Origin of the sequence: Dactylosporangium vinaceum (assembly GCF_019904175.1) — a bacterium.
In the GTDB taxonomy this organism is placed as follows: domain Bacteria; phylum Actinomycetota; class Actinomycetes; order Mycobacteriales; family Micromonosporaceae; genus Dactylosporangium; species Dactylosporangium vinaceum.
The window spans coordinates 3,590,331-3,614,426 of the sequence record NZ_CP061913.1 but is presented as its reverse complement, the minus strand read 5'-3'; the positions used below and the strand labels follow the sequence as shown (position 1 = coordinate 3,614,426).

General features: G+C 73.6%; 23 protein-coding genes. 8 read left to right on the top strand and 15 right to left on the bottom strand.

Annotated features, from left to right (window positions below):
* Positions 1-19 precede the first annotated feature (19 nt).
* The 4 genes from Dvina_RS16165 to Dvina_RS16155 are packed head-to-tail and all read right to left on the bottom strand — an operon-like array spanning position 20 to position 2,610.
* Positions 20-703, bottom strand: a complete 684-nt coding sequence (locus tag Dvina_RS16165; RefSeq protein WP_223103298.1) for a hypothetical protein — start codon at positions 701-703, stop codon at positions 20-22.
* Positions 704-705: 2 nt separating this feature from the next.
* Entirely contained in the window at positions 706-1,227 is a 522-nt protein-coding gene (locus Dvina_RS54245) for a SigE family RNA polymerase sigma factor (RefSeq protein ID WP_246656250.1), read from the bottom strand.
* A gap of 41 nt (positions 1,228-1,268) precedes the next feature.
* Complete coding sequence (locus tag Dvina_RS54240; RefSeq protein ID WP_246656249.1) at positions 1,269-2,261, bottom strand: hypothetical protein; 993 nt, start codon at positions 2,259-2,261, stop codon at positions 1,269-1,271.
* Positions 2,245-2,610, bottom strand: coding sequence for an RNA polymerase sigma factor (locus Dvina_RS16155; RefSeq protein WP_246656248.1), 366 nt, complete (start codon positions 2,608-2,610; stop codon positions 2,245-2,247). Before Dvina_RS16155 ends, Dvina_RS54240 begins: the two co-directional genes overlap by 17 nt.
* A 160-nt stretch (positions 2,611-2,770) precedes the next feature.
* Between Dvina_RS16155 and Dvina_RS16150 the strand changes: the two genes are divergently transcribed.
* From Dvina_RS16150 to Dvina_RS16140, 3 genes are all read left to right on the top strand, one after another.
* A complete protein-coding gene (locus Dvina_RS16150) occupies positions 2,771-3,268 on the top strand; it encodes a hypothetical protein (RefSeq protein WP_246656247.1) in 498 nt (165 codons plus the stop codon).
* A gap of 54 nt (positions 3,269-3,322) precedes the next feature.
* Positions 3,323-3,958, top strand: a complete 636-nt coding sequence (locus Dvina_RS16145; protein ID WP_223103297.1) for an SHOCT domain-containing protein — start codon at positions 3,323-3,325, stop codon at positions 3,956-3,958.
* Positions 3,959-4,079: 121 nt separating this feature from the next.
* A complete protein-coding gene (locus Dvina_RS16140; protein WP_223103296.1) occupies positions 4,080-4,523 on the top strand; it encodes a protealysin inhibitor emfourin in 444 nt (147 codons plus the stop codon).
* A gap of 30 nt (positions 4,524-4,553) precedes the next feature.
* Here Dvina_RS16140 and Dvina_RS16135 read toward each other — a convergent pair whose 3' ends face one another.
* The 11 genes from Dvina_RS16135 to Dvina_RS16085 all read right to left on the bottom strand — a co-directional run bounded on the left by Dvina_RS16135 (position 4,554) and on the right by Dvina_RS16085 (position 19,298).
* Positions 4,554-5,651 (bottom strand): hypothetical protein, encoded by a 1,098-nt coding sequence (locus Dvina_RS16135; RefSeq protein ID WP_223103295.1) that lies wholly within the window; start codon positions 5,649-5,651, stop codon positions 4,554-4,556.
* A 53-nt stretch (positions 5,652-5,704) separates the two neighbouring features.
* On the bottom strand, positions 5,705-7,357 hold the full coding sequence (locus Dvina_RS16130) for a methyl-accepting chemotaxis protein (protein ID WP_223103294.1): 1,653 nt from the start codon (positions 7,355-7,357) through the stop codon (positions 5,705-5,707).
* 76 nt (positions 7,358-7,433) lie between these two features.
* A complete protein-coding gene (prfH, locus tag Dvina_RS16125) occupies positions 7,434-8,042 on the bottom strand; it encodes a peptide chain release factor H (protein ID WP_223103293.1) in 609 nt (202 codons plus the stop codon).
* Positions 8,039-9,118 carry an RNA ligase RtcB family protein gene (locus Dvina_RS16120; protein WP_223103292.1) on the bottom strand — a complete coding sequence of 360 codons (1,080 nt, stop codon included), beginning with the start codon at positions 9,116-9,118 and terminating at the stop codon, positions 8,039-8,041. The genes prfH and Dvina_RS16120 overlap by 4 nt, the downstream gene beginning before the upstream one ends.
* 105 nt (positions 9,119-9,223) lie before the next feature.
* Positions 9,224-11,005, bottom strand: a complete 1,782-nt coding sequence (locus Dvina_RS16115) for an Hsp70 family protein (RefSeq protein ID WP_223103291.1) — start codon at positions 11,003-11,005, stop codon at positions 9,224-9,226.
* Positions 11,002-12,969, bottom strand: coding sequence for a hypothetical protein (locus Dvina_RS16110; RefSeq protein ID WP_223103290.1), 1,968 nt, complete (start codon positions 12,967-12,969; stop codon positions 11,002-11,004). Before Dvina_RS16110 ends, Dvina_RS16115 begins: the two co-directional genes overlap by 4 nt.
* A gap of 22 nt (positions 12,970-12,991) precedes the next feature.
* A complete protein-coding gene (locus tag Dvina_RS16105; protein ID WP_223103289.1) occupies positions 12,992-14,098 on the bottom strand; it encodes a hypothetical protein in 1,107 nt (368 codons plus the stop codon).
* Entirely contained in the window at positions 14,095-15,201 is a 1,107-nt protein-coding gene (locus tag Dvina_RS16100; protein ID WP_223103288.1) for a hypothetical protein, read from the bottom strand. The genes Dvina_RS16105 and Dvina_RS16100 overlap by 4 nt, the downstream gene beginning before the upstream one ends.
* Positions 15,198-17,135 (bottom strand): protein kinase domain-containing protein, encoded by a 1,938-nt coding sequence (locus tag Dvina_RS16095; RefSeq protein ID WP_223103287.1) that lies wholly within the window; start codon positions 17,133-17,135, stop codon positions 15,198-15,200. Before Dvina_RS16095 ends, Dvina_RS16100 begins: the two co-directional genes overlap by 4 nt.
* Positions 17,136-17,185: 50 nt before the next feature.
* Entirely contained in the window at positions 17,186-18,610 is a 1,425-nt protein-coding gene (locus tag Dvina_RS16090; protein WP_223103286.1) for an aminotransferase class V-fold PLP-dependent enzyme, read from the bottom strand.
* Between the two features lie 31 nt (positions 18,611-18,641).
* The gene (locus Dvina_RS16085; protein WP_223103285.1) at positions 18,642-19,298 is read right to left on the bottom strand and encodes a TetR/AcrR family transcriptional regulator; all 657 of its coding nucleotides are present in this window, start codon (positions 19,296-19,298) and stop codon (positions 18,642-18,644) included.
* Positions 19,299-19,376: 78 nt separating this feature from the next.
* Here Dvina_RS16085 and Dvina_RS16080 point away from each other — a divergent pair, with 78 nt between their 5' ends.
* The 5 genes from Dvina_RS16080 (at position 19,377) to Dvina_RS16060 (ending at position 23,918) form a co-directional block, all read left to right on the top strand.
* A complete protein-coding gene (locus Dvina_RS16080; protein ID WP_223103284.1) occupies positions 19,377-20,507 on the top strand; it encodes an FAD-dependent oxidoreductase in 1,131 nt (376 codons plus the stop codon).
* 61 nt (positions 20,508-20,568) lie between these two features.
* Positions 20,569-21,159, top strand: a complete 591-nt coding sequence (locus Dvina_RS16075) for a hypothetical protein (RefSeq protein WP_223103283.1) — start codon at positions 20,569-20,571, stop codon at positions 21,157-21,159.
* A gap of 381 nt (positions 21,160-21,540) precedes the next feature.
* A complete protein-coding gene (locus tag Dvina_RS16070) occupies positions 21,541-21,903 on the top strand; it encodes a hypothetical protein (protein ID WP_223103282.1) in 363 nt (120 codons plus the stop codon).
* 131 nt (positions 21,904-22,034) lie between these two features.
* Complete coding sequence (locus Dvina_RS16065; protein ID WP_223103281.1) at positions 22,035-22,967, top strand: hypothetical protein; 933 nt, start codon at positions 22,035-22,037, stop codon at positions 22,965-22,967.
* Between the two features lie 39 nt (positions 22,968-23,006).
* Positions 23,007-23,918, top strand: a complete 912-nt coding sequence (locus tag Dvina_RS16060) for a DUF2267 domain-containing protein (protein WP_223103280.1) — start codon at positions 23,007-23,009, stop codon at positions 23,916-23,918.
* Positions 23,919-24,096: the final 178 nt, after the last annotated feature.

Here is a 24,096-nt window from a genome sequence, read left to right as displayed (position 1 = left end):
CAGGGTGTTCGGGCTGTCACTAGTCGTGCTTGCTGCTCTTCGCGTTCGCGGCGCGGTCGATCGCCTCCTGGCTCACGTGCAGGCCCGCGCCGAGCTCAAGGATCTGGTCGCGGGTCAGGGGGACGTCGACCTGGATGGTGGCGAAGACCGTCGGGGAGACCTTGATGAGCAGCTGCCGGGTGGTGTCGACAGTGTGCAGGATCGCCGGGAAGCCACCCACGGTGACCGGCTCGCCACTCACATCGGCGTGGTAGGACTGCTGCTCGACGTAGACGGCGATCTTGCCCTGGAGATCCAGCGGGTCGTACATCGGGTCCTTCGACGGGTCGACGCCGGGGCTCGGGTGCCGCACGCGGTCGGGGGCGATGGTCAGGCCGCCGTAGTCGTCGGCCTGGACGAAGTAGCCGGCGGGGACCTTGTCGATGACGAAGTGCTTCGGCTGCGGGCCCTGGTAGGCCACGAGGGTCAGGCCGCCGTAGGACGCAGCCGCCGGCGGGGTCCGGTCGGGGGTGGTGACCGGGCCGCCCCCGAAGGCCAGGGCGGCGCCGAGCACGGCCACGCCGGCGACCGAACCCGCCACCGTCAGGGCCGTGCGGCGGCGGCGCACGGCGCGGCGGCCGCGGTCGAGGTCGGCCGCGATGTGCGCGGCCGCGGGCGGCTGAATGGGGCCGCCGAAGCGTTCCAGCCGGGACTGCAGATCCATTGTCACTTCACTCCTTGTGGGGTTGACTGGAGCCGTTCGCGCAGCTTGCCGAGCGCCCGCGCGGTCTGGCTCTTGACGGTGCCGGCCGAGATGCCCAGCGCCTGCGCCGTCTCGGCGACGTCGAGCTCGTAGACGAACCGGAACACCACAGCCGCCCGCATCCGGGGCGGCAGGGCGCGCAGCGCCTCGGCGAGCTCGGGGTCGTCGGTGGCGGCGTCCGGACCGGCCTGCTCGGGCAGGTCGGGCACGCTGCGCTCGAAGCGCCGCCAGACCCGCCGGCGCTCGTCGGTCAGGGCGTTGACCAGCACCCGCCGCACGTACCCGTCGGGGTTGTGGGCCCGCCGGAACGCCGACCATGAGACGTACAGCTTGGTCAGAGCCGTCTGCACGAGGTCCTCGGCCAGATGCGCGTCCCCCGCGGTCAGCAGCCGGGCCGTGTGCAGCAGCGCACCGCGCCGCTGCGCCACGAACTCGTGGAACTGCTGGTCACGGGCGGTGACGCCGGGCCTTCCAATGAGTCTCACGTTCACCTTGACCGGCTCCGAGGTGCCGGAGGTTGCACCGGCTAGCTGTCGTTCCCGCGAAGTGCTGCTTCGAGGAAGACGGTATACGCGACGACGGCCGGCGTGCGGACCCGCAGCGGCGCCCACCCGGGCGTCAGCTCCTCGAGGAACCGGGGGTCGCGCAGGGCCAGCAGCATACGCTCGAAGCCGAGCAGCTCGCCGGTGGCCGCATCGACGATGACGGTGTCGCGGACCGGCCCCGTCCTCGCATCGAAGTCCAAAGAGAAGGCCGCTCCGGTACGTCCAGCGCGATCGCGGACGCGCCCGGTGTACTGCAGCCCGGGCAGCTCCGCCAGCAGCCGCAACGCCTCCGCCCGCAGCCCCGGCGCCGGCACCTGATCGTGCCCGAGCTGCGCGTATCCGCCGAGCGGCGACGACTCCCCGGTCACGTCGAACATCTGCGTGCGCCCGCTGACCAGCAGCGCGTCGCGCAGGTCGCCGGGGCCGATCCGGTTGAACGAGCCCGGGTCCAGCCGCGACTCCCGCCGCCCGAGCGCGTCCGCGACGACCGTCCGGCCGGAGCCGTCGGCCCGCCGGTACCACAGCCACAGCTCGGACGGGTCCACCGTCAGATACGCCCCGCGCGGCGCCATGCTGGGGTTGGCCAGCGTCCATTGCTGCAGGTGGATGTACCCGTAGTCCCCCACCCCCCGCACCGGCGAGCCCGCGGCGGCCGTGGCGATCGCCCGCAGGAGCTCGCCCGTGGAGCGCCCGCCGGCCGGCCGCTCGTAGCGCAGCGGCGGTGGCGTCGCCGCGTACGCGGGCTGCGGCTCCCCGCGCAGTCCGACGGCCGCGCTCGCCGCCGCGGCCGCGGCCAGTCCGGCCCCGGCCAGCACCAGCCGGCGCCGGGGCCGGCCCGGGGTCCGGCGGGTCGCGTCGCGCGGCGTCGCCAGGATCGCCCGCAGCGTCGCCGCGCGGTCGGCGGTGCCGGGCTCGTCGCTCAGGCCGGCGGCGGGGTCGAGCCCGGCCAGCGTCGAATCAATGCGTCTCCTCATGCCTGCTCCCCGGTCGGTGTGCGGATGAACGCCGGTGCCGGAGGTGGCGGCGCGAGCGCGGCCCGCAGCCGGCGGCGGGCGCGGGCCAGGCGCATCGCGAACGCGGCGGTGCGAGCCGCCGGTGCCGCTGCCGCCCGCGCAGCTCGTTGGCGAGGACGTGCCCGGCCGCCGCGTAGAGCCACGGCAGCTCCCGGCCGGCCGGGAGCTCCTCCCAGCGCCGCCACGCGACGAGGAACACCTCGGCCACCAGGTCCGTCACCGGGGCGTCGGGCGCGCGCCGGTACAGGTAGCGCTCGACGTCGCGGTAGTGCCGCGCGAACACCGCGGAGAACTCGTCCTCGGCCGTCACCCGTCCACCTCCACCCCGTCTGTGTCCGGCACCGGCCCGATCGTCACCGGCCGCGCCGGCCTTTTCTCAGCAGCGGCGTCACACGGCCGGGGCACCCGCGCCCGTGACTGTCGTACGCTGTGCGCGACCGCCACCTCCCTCGTGGGCCTCCACCCGGTCGATGCGCGCGGGACTGCTCGAGGTTCACCAGGAGTCTGCATTGCCCGTCGACGCGACGCTGGCCCGCATCGCCGAGGCCGTGGCCCTGCACCACGGCCAGGGCCGGCGGGCCGCGGCCCGGGAGCGGTTCGCCGAGATCTGGGCGGACATCGGCGGCGAGCGGGGTGACCCGCTGCCGGTGTGCGTGCTGGCGCACTCGATGGCCGACGTGCAGGACGACCCCCGCGACGAGCTCGTCTGGGACCTGCGGGCCCTTGACGCCGCCGGGCGGATCACCGACGAGCAGGTCGCCGCGGCCGGCGTGCCGCTGTCGGTGGCCGGGCTCTACCCGTCGCTGTACCTCAACCTCGCCGAGTGCCACCGCAAGCTCGGTGAGGTCGATCAGGCCCGGGCGTACCTCCAGCGTGCCCGCGACACGATCGGCGCCCTCGGCGACGACGACTACGGCCGCCTCATCCGCGACGGCCTGGCGCGGGTCGCGGAGCAGCTGCAGCGGTAGCCCGTCGCCAATCGGACAGCGCGTGGCGGCGCGGCCTGTGTCACCCTCGCACGCATGAAACCCGTCGTGCGGGACGTGCTGAGTGTCGTGGCCGGGCTGGCCGGGGTCGCCGCGATGGCTGTCGCGATGCACTGGCTGCTCAACACCGGCAGCTGCGCGTCGGGCGGGCCGTACCTCAGCCGGCACGCGTGCCCGCCCGGGACGGTGCCGTTCACGCTGGTGCTCGTGGGCGGGGTGCTGGTCTGGCTGGCCGGGATCGCGATCAGCCGCAACGGGCTCAACGGGCGGGGTACCGGGCAGTGGGTGTGGGTCGCCGGGTTCGTCGGGCTCGGCGTCGCCGCGATCCTCAAGAGCGCGCTGCAGGATTCGATGCCGGCCGACGCGAGGCTCGGCAGCTACATCATGGGTGGCGTCTTCATCCCGGTCGGCCTCGGCATCCTCGTCCAGCGCCGGTCCGGGCGGACCGCGCAGCCGCAGAGCTCCGGGTCGCCCGGGCGCCGGCTGCGGCGGCTGCACGACAACGGCGTCATCGACGATGCGCAGTACCGGCGGCTGCGGGCGGTCCTCGCCGAACCCGGCACTCCGGATCGGCTCGGCGTCCTGGAGCGGGCGATCGACGACTACGCGAAGGGGCTGTTGACGGCGGCCGAGTACGAGGACCGGAAGCGCTCGGCAACGTTCACCGGCTGATCCGGGACGTTGCCGCACCACCGGCTGACTTCCGCCGATACCGGGCCACCCGGCCGCCGAGGCGTGGTGTGCTCGTGCTGAGGCATCGAACGGCGGTGCCCGGCACACGGGGGTGGCCATCATGCAACGCACCATTCTGCGCAGCGGCGCCGGCATCGGTATCGCCGCGGCGGCCGCGGCCGCGCTCATCGCACCGGCCGCACCGGCCGCGGCGGCGGGGCCGATGGGCGCGGGCGCGGCGACGCAGGCGGCGACGCAGATCGTGCTGGAGCGCTCGGGCGGCTTCGCCGGTGAGCACACCGCGTTCGTCGTCGACACCACCACCGTCGGCGGGGCGCCCGCGCTGCGGCTGGCCGGCACCCGGCGGTTCCAGCGCCTGCACGCCGCGTACCTGCCGAAGCACACGTGCTGCGACAGGTACGCCTACCGTGTCACTGTCACCTACCGCGGCGAGCGCACCAAGACCGTCGCCACCATGCAGGGCGCCCGGGCCCCGCAGGTCCTGTGGGACGTGATCAGCCAGTCCGAGCGCTACGGCGTGCGCCCGTTCGCGCCCCAGGCCTGACGTCGGTGCCGGGCCCGGGGCGGCCCGGGGTCAGACGCTCGAGGAGAACGCGACGCTGAACTCGCTCTTGTCCGGGTTGCCGGCGTTGTCGAAGCAGGCCACCGGCACCACCGCGTCCGCGGCGCCGGCGAGGACCCACTTGTCCAGGAGCGTGCAGTAGCCGGGCCCGTCGCCGATCGCCGTCAGGTGGGCGGTCGTGGCCTTCTCGTGCAGCACCGGGAACTTGACCGTGTAGGTGCCGGTGCCCAGCGGACCCCAGCCGTTGGCACCGACGCCGAGCGGGTAGGAGAAGTTCGTCGGCCCGCCGTACGGGGTGGCGAGGTACCCGAAGTACTTCGGCGGCCCGAACGACGCGTAAACCGACCGCTCACGGTGGTACGAGGCGGTGAAGTCGCTGTTCATCGGGGCGCCGGTGACCGGATCGTGGCAGGCGACGTACCCGACGACGTCCACGCCCGCGGCCCCCCACTTGAGAATCTTGCAGCGGCGCGGCTGCGCGTTGGGCTGCACGGCGGTGACCTGCACGTTGCCCGCCTGCACGCCGCTGGCCAGGCCGACACCGGCGAGCTTCACCGCGTAGACGCCGACCGCCACGGGCGTGACCGACACCGGGCTGCCCGTCGAGTTGTACGCCTGGGTCAGCGTGTTCCCGGTGACCTGGAGCGATGCGTACGCCCCGGTGCCGGTGGGCAGCACACCGGAGCTGACCGTCCACAGCACCGTGAACGGCGTGTCGGCGGGCGAGCCGCCGGCCTTGAAACACTGGACGTCGACGATCTCGTCGAGGCCGGAGGAGTACCACCGCACGGTCTCGCAGAACCGGCCGTCACGGGCGGCCGCTGTCACGTGCACGTTGCCCCGCGCCCCGGCCCCGATGCCGGGGAAGCGCACGAGGAACCGCCCGGTGGCGACCTTGCCACCGGTCGCCACGGCGGGCGAGGCCCAGCTGCCGAACTGGTACGGCACCGGCAGCACCGTCCAGGTCGGCACCGCCGGATTGTCGACGAGCGCGAACCCGAACCGATCAGCGGTGGCGGCCGCGGCCGGCGACCCGGGCACGAGCAACAGCAGCGCGGCGGCCAGCACGGCGGTGAAGGCGGCCACGAAGCGACGGCTGTGGGGAGTCATCCCCACACCCTGTCACCTATCGACGACTGTCACTATCACTTTCGCGTCAGACGTCAGACCCGGAAGCGGCCCACCGCGTGCTGCAGGTCGCCCGCGACGCGGGTCAGCTCGGCCACCGTCTGGTCCACCTCGGCCAGGGTCGACGTGGTCGTCTGCGCCGCATCGGCGACGCCGGAGATGTTGCCGGCGATGCTCTGCGCACCGTGGGCCGCGTCGCCGACACTGCGGCTCATCTCCCCCGTCGTGGCCGTCTGCTCCTCCACCGCCGACGCGATCGTCAGCTGGTAGTCGTTGATCCGCGCGATGATCTGACTGATCTCCCCGATCGCGGCCACCGCATTGTGGGTGTCGGCCTGGATCGCCTCCACCCGCCGCGAGATGTCCTCCGTGGCCCGCGCCGTCTCCTGCGCCAGGTCCTTCACCTCACTGGCCACCACCGCGAAGCCCTTGCCGGCCGCGCCGGCCCGGGCGGCCTCGATGGTGGCGTTGAGGGCGAGGAGGTTCGTCTGCTCGGCGATCGACGTGATCACCTTGACGACGTTGCCGATCTCGGTGCTGGAGTCGCCCAGCTTCGACACCGTGTGGTTCGTCTGCTCCGCGACCCCGACCGCCTCGGAGGCGACGCGGGCGGCGTCGTTGGCGTTCTGCGCGATCTCCCGGATCGACGCCCCCATCTCCTGCGAGCCCGCGGCGAGCGTCTGCACGTTGTGCGACACGGTGCCCGCGTCACCGGCGACGACGTTCGCCCGAGCCGCGGCCGCCTGCGCACTGTCGCCGATCCGCGCGGTGACGCCGGTGAGGCGGTGCGTGCTCTCGCCCAGCGTGCGGGCGGCGGTCGTCAGCGTCTCGACGGTACGGCCGATGCCGGCGTTCGCCTGGTTGACGGCCACCGCCATCGCACCCAGCTCGTCGCGGGACAAGACCTCCGCCCGCTTCGTCAGATCGCCGTCAGCCGCGGCACGCAACGTTTCGGAGACCGTGCGCAGCTGCCGGCTCATGCGCCGGCCGATGAGCACGACCACGAGCAGGGCCACGACCAGGCCCACGATCAGCGAACCGATGGTCCAGTCGCGCGAGCTGTGATAGGCGCTGGCGGCATTCGCGGCCTCGGCGTCGGCCTGGGTGGCCTCCAGCTGCTGCAGCTGCGACAGCGAGTCGTTCATCTGCTTCTCGAGGCCCTGCCACTGCGTGTTGCGCTCGGCGGCGTCGGCCGTGACGGTGGTGCCGGCGGCGGGCTGCTCCTGGAACACGACGACGTTGCGCAGGTTACTGTAGTCGGCCCAGGCCTTCGCGAACGCCGCGAGCGCGGCGCTGCGGGCCGGTGAATCGGCGGTGTGCCCCTGGTACGCCTGGATGGCCCCGTTCACCAGCGTGTCGCCGTTGCTGCGGGCGTCCTTGGCGCGGGGCCCGAGCGTCGGGTCGTAGGAGGACCAGGCGAACAGCGACTGGGCCCGGTAGTTCTCGGCGACCCCCTGCCGGATCACCACCAGCTGCTGCACGCTCTCCAGATGCTCGGACTTCAGAGTGTCGAGCCGGTCGTTGACCCGGCCCATGCTGACGATCGACAGCACCCCGACCCCGACGGCGACGAGCGCGACGAGCACCACGCCGATCAGGTTCTTCACGCCGACGGGCCGGTCGGCGATGAACCCGCCCAGCGCGTTGCGCCGGACCGTCACCTCGATCGGCGCGGTGTTCACGCTCATGCCGTTTCCGTCCCATCAGGGCGAGGCTGCCCGGATACAGCCGATGATCTGCTCATCGGCGGCCCATCCCCCGGCTTTAGGGACGTTCGGTGCGGATCGGGTCGCCGCGGACGAGTTCGTCGTGCATGTGCCAGCGGGCGGAGGTCAGGGCCCGGGCGGCGGCCCGGTCCTCGCGCTCCAGGCGCTCCCGCAACTGCTGCAACGCGAGGCTGCGGTTGAGGCCGAAGTGGCGTTCGGTGTCGACCACGACGACCAGGCCGCTCGGGCGGTGGGTGGCCCGGACCGCGGTGCTGACCTTGTTGCGGTTCTGGCCGCCGGGGCCACCGGTGCGGCAGGGCACCAGCGAGACGTCCGACTCCTGGAACGCGGTCCGCGGGGCGTCGAGCGAGCAGCGCCCACCGATGACGTACCAGTTCTTGCGGCCGTGGTTCGGGCGGTACGGGCTCGGCGCCTGCCAGCACAGCGTGCCCGTCCACGCCGCGGCGAACGCCTCGGCTCCGGCGCCGCTCAGCGTCAGCACGACCGAGCGCAGCGTGCCCGGGCGCTCACCGGGCACCCGCTCGGCGACGGCCACGCCGACGCGGTGCCGGGCCGCGTCGGCCGTGAGCCGTGACATCAGCTTGGCCACGGCCCACGCGCATTCCAGCGGCCCGCGGCCGGCCGACAGCATCAGGTGCACGGTCATGAACGTGCCCGGCGCCGGTCGTGCTCGGCCGTCTTGTAGGTGACGACCGGGACGGTGACGGCGACCGGCGTGGCCAGGGCGTGCCCGGTGAGGTCGCCGATGACCTGCTCGATGCGCTTGTAGGCGGTCGGGGCCTCCTCGAACAGCAGCTGCCGGTCGCCGCACACCACGATCGAGCCGACCGGGGTGCGGCGCAGCTCCTCGACGGTGTGCTTCGCCTTGCCCCGGCGCAGGGCGTCGGCCCGGGACATCTTGCGGCCCGCACCGTGGGCGACCGACCAGCCCGCGTCGGCCCCCGCGTGGGCGGCCACCACATACGAGGGGGTACCGCGAGTCCCCGCAATGAGCACATCCCGCCCGTCGCCGGGCGCGGCCCCCTTGCGGTGCAGATAGGCCCCGTCACGGACCTCGACGAGATTGTGGCACTGATCGATGACGGGCTCGGTCGGCTCCGCACCGAGGGCGAGGGCGACCCGCTCGGCGAGCAGCCGCCGGTTGAGCGAGCCCCAGCGCACGGCGTCGTCGTGCGCGGCGAGGTACGCGGCCGGCTCCAGGGCGGGCCCGGCCCCGTGCACCTCGGTGTGCGCCCGGAGGATCCGCTCGCCGTGCCCGCGCGATCCGCTGTGGACGATGAGCACCAGGGCGCCCTCGGCCAGGCCGAGGCGCTCGGCGTGCGCGGCGTCCACAATGGAGTCGACCCGGGCCAGCTCGACGAAGTGGTTGCCCCGGCCCACGGTGCCGAGCCCCTCGACCCAGCCGCCGGGGACGTCCTCGCCGTCAGGGTCGATCGGGACGTCGAGGTCGGGGAACCGGGCGGCCAGCCGCTCGGGGACGGGCTTCTTGATGGCGATCGGGAACACGGCGATGCCGCAGCCGATGTCGGAGCCGACGAGGAACGGGTACAGCAGGGACGAGAGCATCGCCGCACCGATCGGCGCCCCCTTGCCGGGGTGCAGGTCGGGCATGCCGGCGACGTGCCGCATCCCGTCGAACGCGGCCACCTGGTGACACTGCGCGACGGCGTCGGACTCGATCCAGCTGTTCGGGGACGCGAATAGGGAAACACTGGCAGGCAAAAGGAAGAATCCTTCGAAGAGAGGTGGTGGGGATACCCGTCTCAAGCCCGTCAGTACGTCATGGCACCAGGATGCCGATCAAGGAGCGACCGGGCAACCGATTATTCAGTGCGGGTAGCGCTCCCCCGCGTACTGCTCCAGCGCCTCCTTCACCAGATCGTCGCCGAACCCACCGGTGCTCGTCAGGAAGAACACGCTGTAGGGCCGCGACCAGAACCGGGCCGTGCCGTGGTCGCTGCCCAGCGCGGTGTTGGACGCCGGCGTGCACACCAGCCACCGGGTCGAGCGGTACGGCCGGATGTACACCGTCGCCATCAGCGACCACGGGAACGTCGTGTCCTGCCCGCCCTTGGTCACGGTGATGCCGGTGCCGTCGATGCGCAGCGGCCGGGTGTCACGGGCGCTGAGCGCCCACTGGAACAGCTTCCACGCCGTGCCCGCGCCGCCGCCGAGGATGAGCAGCCAGCTCAGCACCGTGAACAGGACCCCGTCGAAGAACCCGAGGACCAGGCCCACGGCCAGGACCGCGGCGAACCGGAACGTCGCCGCCCCGTGGAACCGGTACGGGTTGGGGATCAGCTTGCGCTTGTCCTGCACCGGTGGCGGCGGAGCCCCGTACGCGCCCGGCGGCGGGGCGAAGGCCGGGGCGGGCTGCGGCGGCAGCTTCACCGTGACGGACTCGCGGCGCGTGGGCGGCGCCGCGTCGACGACGACCGGCTCCTGCAGGGTCTGCGGGGCGGCCGGCGTCACCGGGGTCATCGGCGTGGCGGGGGTCGCGGGCATCTGCATCGTGCGGGGCCGGGGTGCGGGCTCGTTGGCCTGCATCGCCAGGTAGCGCAGCGCCCCCTCGGCCACGACGAGCTCCGGGTGCTCGACCCGCCGGGGCGAGCGGCCCGTCGCCTGCCCGAGCAGGGTGCCGACGAGCGGCGTGCGGGTGGCCCCGCCGACGAGGAACAGCTCGGCCCGGTCGTCCCGGCCGATCTTCGCCCGGCGCAGCACCTGCTCGGTCATCGCGACCGTGCGCTGCAGCAGCGGCCGGGCGTCGCGCTCGAAGTCGCCGCGGGTCACCGACACGTCCTCGTCGATGAGCGGCACCTGGACCCGGGCGACCCGCTCGGTGCTGAGCCGCTCCTTCGCGCCGCGGCAGTCGTCCCAGAGCAGCCGGGCCAGCCAGCGGTCGGTCCCCTCGGGCTCCATGAGGCGGGCCCACTCGTCCGGGTACCGGTCGCCGATCGTGCGCCCGACCCGCTTCTGCACCACCTCGTCGAGGTCGAGGCCGCCGACGTCGTCGACGCCGGCCTTGGCCAGCTGCTGGAACTCGCGCCCGGTGCGCAGCACCGCCGTCACGTCGCAGGTGCCGGCGCCGAGGTCGTAGACGACGAGCGGGTCGCCGTCGGCGACGGCCGCGCCGGACGCGATCAGCTGGGCCGCGGCCGCCTCGGGCTCGCTGACGAGCGTCGGCTGGTGCAGCCCGGCGTGCCCGGCGGCGGCGCGCAGGACGCCCTGCCGGTCGGCCGACCACGCGGCCGGGTGGGTGAGCACGACCCGCAGCCGGTCGGTGCGGGCCATGCGGACGGCCTCGCCGTAGACCTGCGCGAGGGTGGCCCCGATCAGCTGGGCGATGTCGAACTCGTCGCCGCCCAGCAGCACCTTCCGCTCGCCGATGCGCCGCTTCGGGTTGGGCTCGTAGCGGCCGGGGTCGAGCCGGGCCGAGCGCACCGCGTTGTGGCCGGTGACGAGCGAGCGGTGCTCGTCGGCCCAGACCGCCGACGGCAGCAGCGGCCCGCCGTTGAACTGCAGCGCGAACGGCGCCTCGCCCGGCGGCTGCAGGTAGGCGACCGTGTTGGTCGTGCCGTAGTCGATGCTGAGCCGGAACTCGGTGCTCACTGCGATCCCCCCGACATGGCGAAGATGACGACGGCGACGAGCGCCACGACGACGAGCGCGGCCCCGCCGATGATCATCAGCAGCCGCGGCTCGACGCTGCGGCGCACGCGCGCGGGAGCGGCGGCAACGGCCGAGCGGGTGACGGTCCCGGCCGAGTCGCCGTGCGACGAACGCTGCCGCATCACCTTCGTGGTGCGCTCGGCCCGCAGCAGCTCGTCGCGCTCCGGCCAGATGTCCTCGAGCCCGGCGGCCAGATAGAAGTCCCGCGCCGCGAGCTGATCGACCCGCGCCTTGCCGGTCAGGGTCCCGGGAAACGTGCGAAGGGCGAATGCCAGCGCCGGGGGTACCTCCGGTGCGTCCTTGCGCCCGAGGAACTTCAGGACGTCGTGGTGCACGCGCCCGTGCTCGTCGCCGAGCTGCGCCCCGAAGACCGCCCGCAGCAGCCGCTGCCAGCGGTCCTGGGCGATCCGCGCGTCGCCGGGCAGGAACGGGATGCAGTAGATGAGGTAGTCGGTGCGCTCCAGGGCCATCTGCGCCGCGTCGAGCGCGCCCGGGTCGAACCCGCGCCCCTCGGCCGCGCTGAGCAGCAGCTCGGCCGTGTGGACGTTCGAGCCGGTGTAGCGGTTGGCCAGCTCGATCAGGTCGGCCAGCGAGATGCGGTCCATGAGGGCCCGCATCCCGGGTGCCTGCAGGGCCGGTGGCACCCCGAACGAGGCGGCGAGCTGGGCCAGCTCCACGATCGCGGCCGGCCCGGCGTTGGCGTTGCGGCCGTGCGCGGCCCAGGCGCGCAGGTGCGCGTCGACGAGCTCGGGGTCGAACGCGGAGCGCTTCAGCGCCTCCCGCAGCGTCTTGCTGGCGCCGCTGCGCATGGCCCGCTGCACGACGAGGCGGGTGATGACCTGTGACGCGCCCGGGTAGCGGGTGGCGACCTGACCGCCGGGCTGCCAGGTCTGGTAGGCGGTGGCGAGGTCGCCGTCGTTGAGCTTGGCCGCCTCCGCCTCGATCTGGCGCTGCCCGGCCTCGGTGTGCAGCAGCTCCAGGTGCTCGGGCGCGGCCTGGCCGGTGGTGACCGCCTCCAGTAGCGTCGTCTGCAGGATGCGCCCGCCGACGACGACCTCGCGCTCCCACTGCTGCACGTCGGCGGCGCGGGACAGGCTGCGGCCGCCGCGCAGCGGGGCGAGCTCGGCCGCGCCGCCGCGGCGCCACATGTCGGCCAGCTGCTGGGTGAAGCCGTCGACGCGGGCGCCGGGCTGGCCGGGGTAGAGCCGCTCGCGGGTGGCGGCGTAGCCGGAGCCGCCGGTGACCGCGTCGAGGAAGACCAGCCGGGGCAGGTCCGGGTCGGTGTCGTCGTCCTCGTTGGCCGCGAACGTCAGGTCCCGCACGTCGCCGAGCACGTCGACGAGGCCGCGGACGAGGGCGGTGGCGGGCGCGTCGGGCATGACCACGGTGAGCGGGGCGGCCGGGTTGGCCAGGACCCGGTCGAGCAGCTCGTCGAAGGCGCCGCCGGGGTCGTTGACCGGCTGGGCCAGCGCGGCGTCGGCGTGCTCGCGCAGCACCGCGAACGGCACGGTGCCGACCCGGCCCGGCGGGTAGGCGCCGGGGTCGTTGCGCCCGGCCCAGTGCGGCCAGTGCTCCAGGCCCAGCGCCAGCTGGACGTTGATCAGCTCGGCCGGGCCGATGAGGGCGTGCGCGACGGCGGCACCGGGCCGGCCGTGGTCGTCGCGGGCCGGGACCTTGTGCAGGACGACCCCGTACGCGTCGACGCGCAGGTAGGCCAGCGACGGCCGCTCGTTGCGCCCGGGCGCACGGGTGATGCGCAGCGCCAGCCGCTCGTCCCACCACGCGACGGCGGACTCCGTGAGCGAGGTGGCGTCCGGCCCGACACCGTCCTGGCCGCCGCCGGCCGACGCCCGGGTGCGCCAGCGGAACACGATCTGGTCAATGCGCCCCGAAGGCGAGGTCATCGCGCTCCATCCAGTCGTCGGCTCATCGGTCCCCCAGCACTGCCCGGTCGAGCACGCCGGTCATGGCGAACAGCGACAGCAGCGGGCGCAGCACCCGGCGCGGGCCGAAGCCCTCGGCCGGGAAGTGCCCGTCGCGCGGCGCGACACCGGCCGCGGAGGCGTAGTGCAGGCTCACGTCGCTCACCCGGTTCACCGGCGGCAGGAACCGCTCGGCGCCGTTGTTGGCGAGGAACTCGTACACCTCCTCGCTCTCCTCGGCGACTGTCTGCAGGCGCGTGTTGTCGTCGCGGTCGAGCCACTTCGCGACCTCGGGCCGGCGCGGGGCGAGCAGGTCGGACTTGGCCACCACCATCGCCGCCGGGATCGGCAGGAACTGGGTGCCCTTCTCGCCCCGGACCTCGACGAGGCGGTCCATGACCGCGTTGAACGCCGGGTCGCCGTAGACGGTCGCGGGCTCCCCGAGCGCGGAGGGCAGCGCCTTCTCCGGGTCGATGACGAAGATGAGCGCGTTGACCGCGGACAGGAACGACGTGTCCAGGAACCGGTCGCCGGAGCGGCGCCGGCGCAGCTGCTCGCCGGCCACGTCGAAGAACGCGACGGCGAAGTCGCGGCGGGCGTGGGCACTGTAGACCTTGGCCACGTAGCTGAACGCGATCGGGCTGATCTGGGTCAGCGGCAGCTGCTCGCGGCGGTGGCAGAACGGCTCGACGTAGCGGGTCATGTAGTTGTGCTCGATCGCCTCGTCGAGCCGCTCGACCCGCAGGCCCAGGTCGGCCAGCTCGAGGTTGTTGCGCAGCGCCTCGACCATCGCGGCCAGCAGCAGCGTCTTGCCGGCCGCCCGGTGCCCGACCAGGCCGATGACGATCGGGTCGCCGTAGTCGCCGTAGCGGTCCGGCAGGTAGTGGGTGGTCGCCATGCCGTCGCGCATGAGCGTGCAGGAGCGCTGCGCGCCGAGGCGCCGCTCGGCGAACGCCTCCTTGGTCTCGTCGGCGCCGCGCGGGCGGAACGGCCGGTGCTGCTGGGTCTCCATGTCGACCTCGACCCGCTGTGCCTTGCTCCAGTGGATCCACTGCAGGCAGATCGGGCAGAGCACGCGGCCGAGGAGCCGGCTCGGGCTCGCGACGTTCACTTGGACCCTCCAACGGTGTGCACGATGAGCACGATGAGCGTCAGCGGCACGCCGATGACGACGAGCGCGAGCACGCCCATGATGATCTTGCTCGACAGCTCGTCGCGGCTGTACCACAGTACGTCGACAAGGCTGCGGCACCATCGCCAGGCGACCCGCTGCGGGGCGTTGCGGGCCTGGCGGTACTGCTGCTTGGCCTCGACCAGCCGCCGGAACTCGTCGCGGGCCGGGCTCAGCGCCACCGCGGCCCGCGCGGTCGGCGGCCCGGACACGGGGACCGGCATGGTCGCGGGCACCGGGGAGTACTGCTGCGGGATCTTGATCGTGGCGGTGGTGGCGTCGGCCGGGTCGGGGCTCTGCCAGACCGGCTCGTACCGCGCCTCCTCGACCCGCCGCAGCAGCTCGTGGGCGTCGGGGCGGTCCCGCGGGTCGTCGGCGAAGACGCCCTCGAGCAGCGCCGACAGGGCCGAGCCGCCGCCCCGGCCGAGCTCCTCGCGCACCTGCGCCGGGCCGGCCGGGCCGCGCTGCAGGGCGATGCAGAACACGACCATCCCGGCCTGGTACACGTCGTCGGCCTCGGTCGCCAGGCGCAGCCCGTCGGGGCCGGCCGGCGGCTGCCACTGCGGGTCGAGGGCGGCCCGGGCCGGCTCGCCGACCGCGACCGCCTCGCCGAGGTTGACCAGCTGGGCGTGCGTGCCGTCCCAGAGCACGAACTCGGGCACGATCGCGCCGTGGGTCAGCCCGGCCTTGGCCAGGGTCTGGATCGCCACGAGCAGGTCACCGAAGATCTTCAGCAGCGTCTCCGGCAGCGGCGCACCGGGCTGCCCGGCCACCGGCACACCCCGGTAGGTGCTCGTCACGTGCGCACTGGCACCGGTCAGGTCGTGCTCGACGACCCGGCACAGCTGCACCGGGTAGGTGGTGCCGGGCAGCGCGTCGAGCAGCCGCCCGGCGTGCACCTCGGCCCGCACGAGCCGCTGCGCGTCGGCGTTGCGGGCGGTCCGGCGCAGCACCCGCTCACCGGTCGCGGCCAGGCGGCCCCACTGCAGCTCGAACTGGTCCGTGAACCGCCGGTCCGCGTCGAACTCGATGTGCACCGTCATGTGGGCAGTCGCTCCCCGTCGTCGGCGTTGATGGCGAACAAGGTGTATCCGTTGTCGACGTACAGGACACCGTCACCGGCGACCGGCGCGCGGGTGACGCGGATGTCGGGCGCGGACCAGCGGACGGTGCCGTCGTGGCGCGAGTAGGCGCGCAGCACGCCGGCGTCGACCACATACACCAGTGTCCCGGTCGCGTGCACCCCCGGCCACACGGCGATGCCCGGCACCCTCCACCGGACCTCGCCGTCGGGCCCGAGCGCGGTCAGGCTCTCGGGCTCGGTGACGAACACGGCCCCGGGGACCGCGTGCGGCGTGCCCCGGTCGTGCGCCAGCGCGAAACGCCACCGGAGCGACCCGTCGGCCGGGTCGAGGCCGAGCAGCTCCCCCGCCGCCGGCTGCACGACGATCTCGGCGGTCGCCGCCGGCGCGACCCGCGGCGGCAGCCCGGTCCGCCGCAGCCGCAGCGCCCCGTCCCGGGCGCCCAGGCCGAGCAGGGCATCGCCGGACCGGACGAGGACCAGGTCACCCGCGGCGGTGAGGCCACCGGCCGGGGCGGGCAGTTCGCCGTGGGACCAGCCAGCGGTGCCGTCGAAGCGCCGCTCCCTGACCATGAGCCCCTGCACGATCGCGACGCCGGCGGGCACCGGCACCGGGCGCAGGGCGGCCGCCGCGGTCCGCCACACCTCGGCGCCGGTGTCGGCGTCCAGGGCGAACAGGTTGCGCTTGCCCGGGCCGAGCACGTGGACCAGGCCGTGGGCGTAGACCGGCTCGCCGTGCGGCGCGACCGGCAGCGCCCAGCGCTCCCGGCCGGTCTGCAGGTCCAGGGCGACCAGGCGCTTCGGGGCCGGGCTGATCACCGTGTCGCCCGCGACGAGGGGCCGGTAGCCGGGGGCGGTGGGCTCGGGGTGGCGCCAGCGGACGGTACCGTCGCCGGCCTCCAATGCCTGTACACCGTCGTCGGCGCTGAGGACCACCGTCGGGCCGGCGACCACGATCTCGCCGCGGACCATCGCGTGCCCGGCCCGCCACGGCCGGTCGCGGCCCTGCCGCAGCAGCCCGGCCGCGGCGCGCTGCCGCCCGGCGATCGCGGCGAGGACCGGCGCGGGCAGCCACGGCCCGGCGGGCTCCGGCAGCCCGGCGGCCAGCCGCTCGCGGACCTGCCGCGCGGTGGGCCGGTCCTCGGGTGCGGCCTCCAGGCACTTGCGCAGCGTCCACGTCATCCCGGCCGGCACGCCGACGAGGTTGGGGGCGCTGTAGTGCACGGCGTAGAGGTACTCGGCCATGTTGGCGCCCTCGAACGGCAGCCGGCCGGTCGCGGCCCGCACCAGCATCGCCGCGAGCGCGAACACGTCGGAGGCCGGCGTGCCCGCCTTGCCGGCGAACCGCTCGGGCGCGATGTAGCCGACGGTGCCGTGGAAGTACTGCGACGCCGTGAGCCGCGGCGCGTCGTCCGGCCGGGCGATCCCGAAGTCGATGATCTTGATCTGGTCGGCGAGGACGAGCACATTGCTCGGCTTGAGATCGCGGTGCACGACCCGCGCGCTGTGGATCGCGGCGAGCCCACCGGCCAGCGCCGCCCCGAGCCGCCGCACGAGCTCCTCCGGCAGCGCCCCGGCCAGGTCCTCCACCTCGGCCAGGGTCAGCCCGGCCAGATACTCGGTGGCCAGCCACGGCGGCGCGCCGGCGGGGTCGGCGTCGAGGACCCGCGCGGTGTACTCCGACCGGATCTTCGCCGCCGACTCCACCTCCCGCCGGAACCGCTCGACGAGCTCGGCGTCGTAGCCGGCCCCCAGGTGCAGCGTCTTCACGGCGGCCGCCGCGCCGGCCGGGTCCCGGCCCAGGAAGACCTGCCCCATGCCGCCGGCGCCGAGCCGCCCGAGAAGCCGGTACGGCCCGAGCCGCCGCGGGTCCTCCGGCCGTAAGGGCTCAACCACCGCTGCTCACGACACCAATGGTGCCCTCCCCGCGCAACCGGGGCGAATCCTTAGGGGACCGCCAGGATTCCCTGTGCGTCGTCGAGAAAACCCCGAAGATCCCGCGTCTGTACCGCCGTGAGCGCGCCGTTCGCCCTGAAGTGACGGTGCCGCCACACTCCGTCACGCTCGTCGAATCCGTACAGCGCCTTGAACCCGGCGCCATGCGCGGCGAGGAACTGCACCGCGTCCACGATGTAGGCGAACTCGTCTTCACCGAGGTAGTACGCGAAGCTCACCCGGGCCCAGCCGGGCTTCACCCCCAGCCAGCCGGCCCGGGCCTGCTCCGCCAGGTGCTCGGCCTGCTGCGGGCCGATGCCGAGCAGGTCGTGCCCATACGGTCCGGCGCACGAGCAGCCGCCGCGGGCCTGAATCCCGAACAGGTCGCTGAGCAGCGTCACCACCAGGTTGTGGTGCAGCCCGTCGACGGTGAACGACACGATCGGCAGCCGGTCGGCGTCCGGGTCACCGAGGATCGTGATGGCCGGGTTGCCGCGCCACGCCTGGATCGCCCGCCGGACGTAGCCGGTCTCGCGCTGCTGGATCACGTCCAGGCCGACCTGGCGGTGCAGGCGCATGACGACGCCGGCCCGGATGGACTCGATGATCGCCGGAGTGCCGCCCTCCTCGCGGTGCTCGGGGTCGGCCAGGTAGTAGCGGGCGCCGGGGTGCACGTAGGTGATCGTGCCGCCGCCGGGGACCGTCGGGACGGGGTTGCGGATCAGGTCCTTGCGCACGACGAGGACTCCGGGCGTGCCCGGGCCGCCGGGGAACTTGTGCGGCGACAGGAACACGGCGTCGTGGGCCCGGATCGGCCGGTGCGGGCCGGCCGCCGCGTAGTCCCAGCAGGCCAGGGCGTCGTAGCGGTGCAGCAGCGCGGAGACGGCGTCGACGTCGGCCAGGGCGCCCGTCACGTTCGACCCGGCCGAGAACGAGCCGATCATGGTCCGTCCGGCGTTGGCGCGCAGGTGCCCCTCCAGGCCGGCCCAGGTCGTACGGATGACCTCGGCGCCGGACTCGCGCCACAGCAGCTCGTTGGAGTGGTGCTCGTACGGCCCCACGAACACGACAGGCCGCGGCCATCCCCCGCCGGCGATGATCCGGATGAACTTGTCGATCGCGGCCGTGGAGCCGGACCCGCAGAAGATCACCGCGTGCCGGTCGGTCGCCTGGACCGCCGCGCGCACCTTCCGCCGGGCCTCCTCGCGCAGGGCCGTCATCCGCCGCCCGGTGGCCGAGGCCTCGGTGTGGGTGTTGGCGTACCACGGCATGACGTGCTCGCGGATGTGGTCCTCGACGAACCCGAGCACCCGCCCGGAGGCGGTGTGGTCGGCGTAGACGAGCGGCCGCACCCCGAACGGCCCGGGCACGCCCGCGCCGTCCCCGATGACCGATGCCCTGATCTGCCGCACGATCGGCGGCTCCTCCGCCTTCATACCCACCGCCACGCAATCGCGGGCGGCGCGGTCACCTCCCGTCGGGAAGCCGACTGCGGATGCCCTCCAGGATCAGGTCGATGCCGGCCAGGAACTGCACCCGGTCGTCGTGCTCCCGCAGCTGCCCGGCGACGTCCCGGATGAACGGAAACCGGTCCGGGTCGAGGTTGGTCGACGCCGCCCGCAGCACGTCACTGCGCCGCGTGCCCGGCTCCACCGAGCGCGCCTGCGCCGCGTGCTGCCCGGCCACCCCGAGCACGTAGTTCAGCAGTGCCGACGCGGCCGTGAACTGCCCGGCCTCCGCCACGCCGAGGGCCTGCACCTGCCGCCCGATGCGCTCGAAGATCCGCAGCACGGTCGGCTGCGACGACAGCCGGGCCAGCTGCTCCCCCGCCCAGGGATGCGCCTCGATCGCGTCGAACACCTCGAGGGCCGTGGTCCGGATCGTCAGCGCCGGATCGTCCGTGACGGGCTGCGGCTCGCCGATGACCGCGTCGGCCGCCGCGGCCAGCAGCTCGCCCTTGTTCGCCACGTGCCAGTAGATCGCGCCCGGCCCGGTCCTCAGCTGCGCCGCGAGCGCCCGGAAGGTCAGCTCGTTGCCGCCGTCGAGCATCTCGATCGCGGCCTCGACGATCCGCGCGCGCGACAGCGCGTCCTCCCGCTCGCCCGGCCGGGCCCTTGTCGCCATGCACCCATCTTGACATGCCTGGAACGTTGTTCCAAGCTAGACGCTGGAACGACGTTCCAGAGATTTGGGGGGAATGACATGGTTGAGGTGGCAATCGTCGGCGCCGGCCTGGGCGGCCTGACCCTGGCCCGCGTCCTGCACGTCCACGGCATCACCTCGACGGTCTACGAGGCCGACGAGTCGCCGACCGCCCGCACCCAGGGCGGCCAGCTCGACATCCACGAACACAACGGCCAGCTCGCCCTGCGCGAGGCCGGCCTCCACGACGAGTTCCGCACCCTGATCCGCGCCGGCGCCGAAGCCACCCGAATCCTGGCCCGCGACGGGCGCGTCCTGCTCGACCGGCCCGACGACGGCACCGGCAACCGCCCCGAGGTCCTGCGCGGCGAACTGCGCCGGCTCCTGCTCGACTCCCTCCCCGCCGGCACGGTCCAGTGGGGCCACAAACTGGCAACGGCCACCGCCCTGGGCGCCGGCCGCCACGAGCTCACCTTCGCCAACGGCCGGACCGTGACCACCGAGGTCCTGGTCGGCGCCGACGGAGCCTGGTCGCGCGTACGCCCCCTGCTCTCGGCGGCCACGCCCCAGTACGTGGGCACGTCGATGATCGAGACCTACCTGTACGACGCCGACGAACGCCACCCCGCAAGCGCCGCCGCGGTGGGCGCGGGCGCAATGCTGGCCACCAACCCGGGCAAGGGCATCCAGGCCCACCGCGAGGCCGGCGCCGTCCTGCACACCTACGTCGCCCTGTCGAAACCCCTCGACTGGTTCGCCGGCATCGACTTCACCGACGCACCCGCCGCCACCGCCCGCCTGGCCGCCGAGTTCTCCGGCTGGGCCCCCGAACTGACCGCCCTGCTCACCGACGGCGAGACCCCACCGGTTCACCGCCCGCTGAACGCCCTGCCGATCGGCCACAGCTGGCCCCGAATCCCCGGCGTCACCCTGCTCGGCGACGCCGCCCACCTCTCACCCCCGAACGGCGAGGGCGCCAACCTGGCCATGCTCGACGGCGCCGAACTCGGCCTGGCCATCGCCGCCGACCCGCACGACGTCGAGGCCGCCCTGACCGCCTACGAGGCCACACTGTTCCCCCGCAGCCGGGACGAGGCAGAAGAAGCCGCCCGCGACTTCGACATCGTCTTCGGCCCCGGCACCCCGGACAGCGTCCTGCACCTCTTCACCGCCCACGCCCGGAGCAGCTGACCTCACCGGTAAGTTTCACGGTTGTTTGACAGCACCCGCCGCCACCCCGATGCTGACGCCCATGCGTCGACGTACGTGGATGGCCCGAGCGCTCGTCGCGCTCGCCGGTGTAGTGACGGCGGCCCTCGCGGTCCCCGGGGCGGCCTACGCCTCCGGGTGGCAGCTGACGGACGGGTTCGAGTCGAACCCGTCCGCCACCTGGTCCTGCTGGAACTCGGTAGTGGACCCCAACTTCGTCAATGGCTGCAACATCGGCTTCGCCAGCCCCAACCCGCACAGCGGCACGCGCACGAGCTGGATCCAGGCCAACTCCGGCTGGTCCGACGTGGGCCGCACCGTCTCGCTGACCCCGTTCACCGCCGGCCGGACACTCACCTGCGGAGCCCGCCTCTGGGGCCGCACGCTGACGTTCAACGCCCAGCTGCACGGCCAGCTCGAAGTCATCGACGTGGCGACGTGGACATACGTGTCGGTCCAGCCCTTCACGTTCACGAAGGCCAACGACTACCTGATCTGGCGCCCGGTCACCACCGCCGCCTGGGTGCCCCCGCACAAGGACGTCTTCGTGCGCATCGGCCTCATCGGCGAGAACAACAACGAGCTGGACGCCCTCGAGGTCGACGACCTGACCGTCTCCTGCAGCTACTACTGATCCACGAGCACATCCACCGCCACCGGCGGGCCGGGTTCGCGCCACCCGGCCCGCATCGGCGTGCACGCAAGAGACACCGCGAGCAGCGGCCCGCGCACCCGGCCACTCCGCCCAGCGCCGCCGCCGGCCCTGCGCCACCGCCGCCTCGAGCAGCTCGCGCACCGTGTCCACGACCGACGAGCAGCCGTTCCAGCGATCCCCGCGAGCCCGCCCGCAACGCTCAGCGAGCGCCTCGGCCGTCTTGCGCACCCATCCGAGCCGTCGACGGCTACGAATCTATCCATGCGACAAGGAAACGAAGCGGAAAACGCGCTCACGAGTTCGGACCCCAAGAAGACGAGCGCCTCGGTGCATCAGCCGAGTCGACGGTGGAGCCGCCCGATGAAGTCCAGACCCCTCGCCACGCCGTCCAGCCGCATTGAGCATGACAACCCGCAACCGCAGACCAAGCTGGAACGCGAAGTCGTAAGTCTGGTCGGCGTTCTGGAGGCCAGCGCCGTCTTCGACGGACACTGCCACATTGAGCTGTGCACCGACGACCGGCGCGCCGCGGCGCAGATCCATTATCCTGCGGCGCTGACAGCAGCGGTCCACGCCGCAATATGCGAACGAGTCACCCTCCGCGGCACAGTACAGCCATCACCGAGCGGCGCGCTCCAGATGCATCTCGTCAGCCTTGCCATCCTCAGCCACCGCCGCGCCGCTGAGCAGACATGGAGCTCTGAGGGTTCCCGACAGGAGTGATCAATGCTTTGCCGTCCCTTGTGGACGGTCATTTACGGTGGCCTGTCTCGCGTTCCAGGCACACCTACGCTTCTGTGGATGGACTCAGCCTGACTCAGTGCGGGCACAGGTGGGACGCTGAGACTGCGGGCATGCGATCGACGGTTTGGGCCGCTGGGGCGGCAGGCGTATGCACCGCATTGTTCGGCATCGGTACCGGCATCGGCGCGTTCGCCGGCCAGGACGAGTTCGCCGGGTTCCCGCACGCGGCGTGGCCCGGCGCAGCGGTGCTGTTGCTCGCGAGCGTCGTGGTCCTGACCCGCCGCCGATGGGCGGTGTGGCCGCTGGCCGTAGTGCTGCTGGCCGGCAGTTGCTGGCTGCTGCTCAACCTCGTCGAACTCGCGCTCACCGGCACCGTCACCGACCGCCACGGGGACCCCGACTGGCCCGCCTTCCTGCAACGGCTCGGGCTGACGGCCGCCGGCGCGCTGCTGGTCGCGGTCGTCGTGCGGCGCGGTACTGGTGGCGTCCGGCCGCCCGCGACCGCCGCCCCGGCGCGGATCTGCCGGATCGCCTACGCCGGCTGTGTGGCCTGGCTGCCGTACGGCGGCGTGCACCTGCTCGCCGCATTCGGGGTGCCCGGCCTCGAGCCCGGCCCGGCCCGCCCGTCCTACAGCATGGCCGCTGCGCTCTGCGTCGGCCTGGGCCTGGCCGTGTTCCTGCTGCTCGGTCCGGTCCGGCCCTGGGGCATGGTGTTCCCCCGCTGGACGCTCCTGCTGGCCGGTCGGCGAGTGCCCCGCTTCCTGCCGATCGTTCCCGTCTGGCTGATCGCCCCGACATTCGTGCTGTACGGGCTGGGCGCCGCGGTCTATGTCGGCCTGGTGACGGGTGGTGTCCTGCGGTGGCATGGCCGCAGCGGCTTCGGTGCGCTGTCGTACATCGGCGTCGCCATGCCGATCTCCTTCGCCGGCTACGGTCTGGCCCTCACCGCCTGCGCGGTGTCCTACCAGCTCCGAACGCGGCCGGCCCCCGGTTCGACCGCGGCTCCGAGCGGTTGGAGAGACGAGGGCCCGGGCGTACAGTAAAAATGTCCGAAATGACCCTCATCGGAGTGGGAGAGGGCTATGGAGTACGACACCTTCATCGGGCTGGTACGGGATCAGGGCGGGGTCGAGCCGGGTCGGGTGGACACGGTCAGCCGCGTGGCCGTGAGCGTGCTGGCCCAGGGCATCTCGGCGGATGCCGCCGCCGGCCTGGCCGACCAGCTGCCCGACCGGTTCCGGCCATACCTGCGGCACGACGGCCCCGCCGAGAGCTACGGCGCCGACGAATACCTGCGCCGCCTCGGCCGGCACATCGGGGCCTCGCCCACCGCCGCCGAGTACGCCGCGCACGCGGTGCTGATGGCCCTGCGCGAGGCGGCCGCGGGCGAAGCGTACCGGCAGCTGCGCGCCGAGCTGCCGACCGACTTCGGCCCGCTGTTCGAGCCGGCCGGCGAGCCGCGCCGCGCCGAGCTGCCGCGGGAGGGGACCGACCCGCGCGGCACAGCAACGGCCCAGCCGGACGCCGCCGCGCGCGAGCGGACCGACACGGCGACCGACGCCACCGAAGCACCGGCCGGCGGCCCGCCGGACTTCATCGGGGTGGTGTCCGCGGACGAGTTCATCGACCAGGTCGCCGAGCGGACGGGGCTCGACCGGGGCGCGGCCCGCCTGGTCACCGAGGCCGTCCTGGAGACCCTCGCCATGCGGGTCTCCGCCGGGCAGATCGACGACCTCAAGCCGTTCGTCCCGCCCGAGCTGCACCCCGCGTTCGACCGCGGCACGCAGCGCAGCCGCGGCCGGCCGCGGCGCATGGCGCTCGAGCAGTTCCTCGACGAGATCGCCGTCGCGGAGGGCCCGGGCGTCACCGAGGAACAGGCCGCCGCGCACGCCCGCGCCGTGCTCACCGTGCTGCGCAACATCGTGCCCGAGAAGGAGTACCGCGACACGGTGGCCCAGCTGCCGAAGGAGTACTCCGCGATCCTGCCCGGCTGACCGCTCAACGCCCGCTCGGGGCGCCGGCCGACCCAGCGTGCCCCGAGCGCGGCTCCGGCCCGGGCGACCGGTTCGCGGCGCTCACCCGGACCGGATGAAGCACCTGTCTGTTCGCCGATTCACCGAACGGGTCCGGTGGCCCTTGTTACGTTCGAGCTGCCGGTCCGGAGAAGGGCTG